4 protein-coding genes are annotated in these 4,869 nt (G+C 48.7%); 3 read left to right on the forward strand and 1 reads right to left on the reverse strand.

Translation table 11 applies throughout. The annotated features are described in order from the left end of the window. Window positions 1-165: 165 nt before the first annotated feature. Entirely contained in the window at window positions 166-1,779 is a 1,614-nt protein-coding gene (locus tag CAG65_RS03000) for a peptide ABC transporter substrate-binding protein (RefSeq protein ID WP_161452084.1), read from the forward strand. A gap of 60 nt (window positions 1,780-1,839) precedes the next feature. On the opposite strand, the gene pncB is transcribed toward CAG65_RS03000, so the two are convergent. Beyond that, complete coding sequence (gene pncB / locus CAG65_RS03005) at window positions 1,840-3,150, reverse strand: nicotinate phosphoribosyltransferase (protein WP_161452085.1); 1,311 nt, start codon at window positions 3,148-3,150, stop codon at window positions 1,840-1,842. Window positions 3,151-3,433: 283 nt separating this feature from the next. Here pncB and CAG65_RS03010 point away from each other — a divergent pair, with 283 nt between their 5' ends. Both CAG65_RS03010 and CAG65_RS03015 read left to right on the forward strand, forming a co-directional pair. Beyond that, window positions 3,434-4,147 carry an NUDIX domain-containing protein gene (locus CAG65_RS03010; protein WP_021705500.1) on the forward strand — a complete coding sequence of 238 codons (714 nt, stop codon included), beginning with the start codon at window positions 3,434-3,436 and terminating at the stop codon, window positions 4,145-4,147. Window positions 4,148-4,165: 18 nt separating this feature from the next. Continuing rightward, window positions 4,166-4,819: an isochorismatase family protein gene (locus CAG65_RS03015; protein ID WP_161452087.1), complete on the forward strand. Its 654-nt coding sequence runs from the start codon at window positions 4,166-4,168 to the stop codon at window positions 4,817-4,819. Window positions 4,820-4,869: the final 50 nt, after the last annotated feature.

Consider the following 4,869-nt stretch of genomic DNA (forward strand, 5'->3'; position numbering starts at 1 on the left):
CCTTAACTTAGCTCCCAGAGTCCGGTGATAAAACACGTTATAACAAAGTGTTCAATTCACACTGTTAGGATGTCAGTGCGGAACTGGAGACGTACGCCGGAGCTGAATTCGGCCGATAGGTGACTGGCTCTCTGCCCGTTAACCATTTAAGTATAAGGAAATCAGATGCAAAAATTTACCCGAACACTGCTGGCAAGTAGCTTGGCAGTGCTTGTTTCATCTCCTGCGTGGGCGGCGGAAGTGCCAGCAGGCGTCATGCTGGCAGATACCCAAACCATCACTCGAGGTAACGGTGATGAAGTGCCAACGCTGGATCCGTCGATGTCGTCAGACACCTCGAGTTCCCGTGTTATCAGCGATATGTTTGAAGGTTTGGTGAGTGAGGACTTAGACGGTAATATCATCCCAGCCTTAGCCACCACGTGGGACGTTTCAGAAGACGCAACGCAGTACACTTTCCACTTGCGTGACGCAAACTGGTCGGATGGTTCGCCGATCAAAGCCAGCGACTTTGTGTTTGCATTCCAGCGCATTGTTGATCCGAAAACTGGCGCGCCTTACTCCTGGTATCTGGAGCTGGCCGGTATCGTCAATGCGTCAGAAATCACGAAAAGTGAGAAATCACCGGATACACTGGGTGTGAAAGCGTTAGACGATAAAACCGTTCAGATCACGCTGACCAAGCCTGTACCTTATTTTACCAAGATGCTAGCGCATGAGAGTACTTTTGCTCTGCCGGAAGCGACCGTGAAAAAATATGGTGAGAACTGGACCAAACCGGAAAACATCGTGACCAGCAGTGCTTATACGCTGGATACTTGGGTCATCAATGAGCGTGTGGTACTCAAGCGCAACCCAGCGTATTGGAACAACGACAAAACTGTGATCGAGACAGTCACGTATCTGCCGATTCAGGACGAAAACGCGGAATACAACCGCTTCCGTACCGGAGAAGTGGACATCACTTCAACGGTGCCGCTGGAGTTGTACAAAACCATCAAGAAAGAGCGTCCGAATGAACTGCTCACCATGCCATCGCTGGGCACATATTACTACTTGTTCAACACCAGTAGAAAGCCGTTTGATGATCCGCGAGTACGAAAAGCACTGGCGTACTCGATTGATCGCGATATCGTCGTAAATGGAATTTTGGGGATGGGGCAACTGCCTGCGTACTCAAACACGCCGCCTGCCGTGGCCGGGTTTGATGTGCCGACACTGGAATGGGCCGAAATGACGCAAGCTGAACGAAATAAACAGGCAAAACAATTGCTGGCGGAAGCGGGCTATGGCAAAGATAAACCTTTGTCGTTCGAGCTGGAGTATAACACCAGCGAATCACACAAAAAGCTGGCGATTGCGATGGCATCGATGTGGAAAAAGAACCTTGGTGCCAATGTTCAGATAGCAAATCAGGAATGGAAAACGTTCCTGCAGGAACTATCGTCAAAGAACTTTGAGGTAGCCCGTTATGCCTGGATCGGAGACTACAACGAAGCATCGACTTTCTTGTCTTACTTCGATTCTTCGGGCATGAACTACGGCGGTTGGCATGACGAGCGTTACGATAAAATGTTGCAAGACGCCACTTATGCCGCCAATGATGCGGAGCGTAAAGCCCTATACCAGAAAGCCGAGCAGATTTTCTCTGATCAGATGCCCGCAATTCCGGTGTATTTCTATACCCGTTCAGTGTTAAAACAGACTCGTGTCGGTGGCTACAGCAACCACAACGCATCTGAGCGGCGCTATACGCGTGATTTGTACATCACTAAATAGTCGCTAGTAAAAAGCCAGTGCTCAACGACACTGGCTTTTTCATTGGAATGGTGCGACTTATCAGGCGACACTTTGAAATTTGTGCTGGCTTATTTTCATTGACTTCAGTGTACCGATGGCTTTGTCGAGATCGACAGGCAAGCCAAAACGCTGTTTGAGATTCATTAGGAAAAACAAATCCTCACACATGGCTTTCTCGGGTTCGTCACTGATTTTCGCAACGGGTGATCCATTACACTCCGCCATTTTTACGACCATGGAAAGCGGTTCATAGATTTCACCCTGACGGTTTTGCCATTCCCCCATGTCATTGGCCAAGAACGTGCCGATACCAAAGCTGATCTGTGCTCGGCCAGCAAAATATTCGCAAATCTCCAGCGCGCGGTCGAAATTAAGACCATCAGTGAAGATCAGCATCTTACTCATTGGATCGATTCCCAGCTTCTGGTAATGAGCGATCATTTTGTCACCCCAGTCAAACGGAGATCCTGAGTCATGTCGTACACCTGCGTATGCCTGAGCCCGGCGTAAATTGAAATCCTGTAAAAACGCATCGATACCGATGGTGTCGGTTAAGGCGATGCCGAGCGCGCCATCAAACGTGTGATGCCAGTTGTCGATGGCAACGCGCTGAGAATCTCGTACGTTGACCATCGCTTGGTGTGCCATAAACCATTCGTGGGCAACCGTCCCAATTGGGGTCAGATCAAACTCACGGGCCAGATGATAGTTGCTGGTTCCGCTCAGGAGTTCAGGGATTTCCTGGCGCAGGTAGTCCAGCATGTCGTGTTGTGTCTGGTAGCTGAATCGGCGGCGGCTGCCCATTTCTGAAAAGCGGAAGTTGGTGATATGACGTGCTGACAATTCTGCTTTGAGTCGCTGCACTTTGTCTTTGAGTACCGACATAAACTGTTTATAAGGAATGTCGTCCCAGCGACGACGGTTGCGCACCTCAGAGATGATGCTCATCACTAGTGTTTCGTAAAGAATGGTGTCTTTCCAGCTACCGGCAATGGATACGCGTAACTGTTTTTTACCTTTCAGTGTGCGAATGGTATCAACGCAGATATGCTGCTGGGGCATAAAACGGAAATAACGCAGGTAATCGAGAAATGCCTCACTTAAGTGTGGTGCCTTCATCGTTAAATACTGGATATCCGCCTCAGAGAATGTGCAATTGGCCAGCTGAGCGATTTCCGCGCGCACTTCATTGATGAGATCAGACAAATCTTCATCGGAGCGAACGATGAGCTCATACCGGACATGTGCTTCTGGATACAGTCGGTGTGCGGCTTGCATCATATTGATCTTGTATACATCGAGATCGAGCGCACTTTGAATGATCCGGTGATGAAAAAGTTGGGCGTTCATAAGGCATCCTTAAACCATCAGGAGCAATGTTAATAACATTATGTTTGTTACCTAATGGGGGAACTGTAATTAACTCTGCCAAGTTTGTCAATTTGTGTTATTAACCATGAATATTCTGCTACTTTCTATAAGGTGGGATTTGTCAGCTATTCTCGTAAGTTAGCATCCACCTTGCTGGTTAAACGTTAATTTTTAAGTTAATAACAAATCGTTACTTTCCTGTTGACCTTGTGATAATGGCTGGGTAAGGTAGCGAGCAAGTAGAGACATATAAGAGGCCACCATGATAGTAACCATTGACATGATATGTCTGAAATTGGGTGACAACGGGTTAGAAGTGCTTTTGATTAAGCGCAGTAACCCCAATCGTCCCCAATGTGGTATGTGGTCGATCCCTGGTGGTTTCGTGTTTGAACAGGACATGAGTGAGCAGGGCGGGTTGCCCGCCGATGAGGATTTTGACGCTGCGCGCAGGCGTATCTGTCGACAGAAGATCCACACTTACCCAAATTACATCAGTCAGCCTATGGTGGACGGCAACCCAAAACGTGATCCAGATGGGTGGAGTGTGTCCATTGCGCACTACGCACTGCTAAACCATACCAATGTCGAGCAGATCAACAACTGCGGCTTGTGCCGGGAACAACTTCGTTGGTTTCGTCTGGATAGTATACTTAATAATGAATTGGCTTTGGCATTTGACCATGCCGACCTGATTAAGCTGGCGTGGAATAAGCTGCGTGCAGCGGTGGAGTATACTTCCGTAGCGCTGTTTGCGCTTGATAAAGAGTTTTTAGTCTCTGACATCATTTCGGCTTACGCTAAGTTCGGTGTTGAGGTTAACCGGATGACAGTGAAGCGGCGCCTGATTGAAACAGGAGTCATCACCAGTGCAAACAAGATGGCTTCGAGTAATAAGGGGAAAGGCGGCAAGCCTGCTCAGGTGTACAGCCTTGGCCAGAAAAGTGTGACTTATTTTCAGACATGTCTGCGGTAACACCGCAAAGGATATCTCATGAGTACAGATGTAACGTTGGATAGAGCGACTACTGCCGCATTGGATGTGGATCCGCAGAAAGGCTTCAGCGAATTGTGTCCGAATGAATTGCCGGTGGCGGGCGCACTCGATATTGTTGATGAGCTAAAGCGCAATCACAGTAAAGCGGCTTTAACGCTCGTGTCCAGAGACATGCATCCACCTGGCGCTGCCTGGGAAGCGGACACACCAGATCAGATGTTGCAGCCGGTAGGTTTGCCTGAGGTGGATATCAAATGGAACCCTCATTGTGTGGTTGGTACGCCAGGCGTGGAGCTGCTACCAGGTCTGCCGGCGGTGCGTGAGTATGATTTTCAAATCAATAAAGGCATCGACCCGGATGCACATCCTTATGGGGCTTTCTATCATGATCAGGCCGATACATTGTCAACGGGGGGGCTTGAGTTCTTACGTGCCAACCGCATTCACACTGTCATCCTGGGTGGTCTGGCGTTAGATTTTTGTGTCAAAAAATCGATAGAGCAGTTGCTGGAGGCTGGTTTTAACGTCGTATTGAATCTGGCTGCAACACGAGCGGTGTTTGCGGAAAATACCGCACAGGTGGCGGCTGAATTGAGTGCAAAAGGTGTCACTGTGGTCGACACTGCGGCATCTATTTCGGTGAGTGCATAACAGGTGCGGCCAATATTGGTTGAAATGCCAACGATGTTTACTACAGTGAT

It is taken from the genome of Vibrio sp. V39_P1S14PM300, from assembly GCF_009904765.1.
Classification (GTDB): Bacteria; Pseudomonadota; Gammaproteobacteria; order Enterobacterales; family Vibrionaceae; genus Vibrio; species Vibrio proteolyticus.